This is a genomic window from Streptomyces doebereineriae (assembly GCF_031845645.1).
Classification (GTDB): Bacteria; Actinomycetota; Actinomycetes; order Streptomycetales; family Streptomycetaceae; genus Streptomyces; species Streptomyces canus.
The window spans coordinates 1-393 of sequence record NZ_JAVREZ010000570.1; the positions used below are offsets into that span (position 1 = coordinate 1).

Annotated in this window: 1 protein-coding gene; it reads left to right on the forward strand. The window is 63.4% G+C overall.

Translation table 11 applies throughout. The features are described from left to right. Positions 1-393: phosphoenolpyruvate carboxykinase domain-containing protein (locus RNB18_RS53300; protein WP_311721217.1), on the forward strand; the 393-nt coding region annotated here is incomplete at both ends.

Sequence of the window (393 nt, forward strand, 5' to 3'; positions counted from 1 at the left end):
GCGCCCCCCTTCAGCACGGACACGCAGACGTGCCCTGGCCGTGCGATCACACCAAATACATCTCGCACTTCCCCGAAGAACGCGCCATCTGGAGCTACGGGTCGGGCTACGGCGGCAACGCCCTGCTCGGCAAGAAATGTTATGCGCTGCGCATCGCGTCGAAGATGGCCCACGACGAGGGCTGGCTCGCCGAGCACATGCTCATTCTCAAACTCACCTCGCCCGAGCAGCAGGTGCACTACATCGCCGCCGCCTTCCCTTCCTCATGCGGCAAGACCAACATGGCCATGCTGTCTCCGACACTGCCTGGCTGGACCGCCCAGACCATCGGCGATGACATCGCCTGGATACGGTTCGGCGACGACGGCCGACTTTACGCAGTCAACCCAGAAG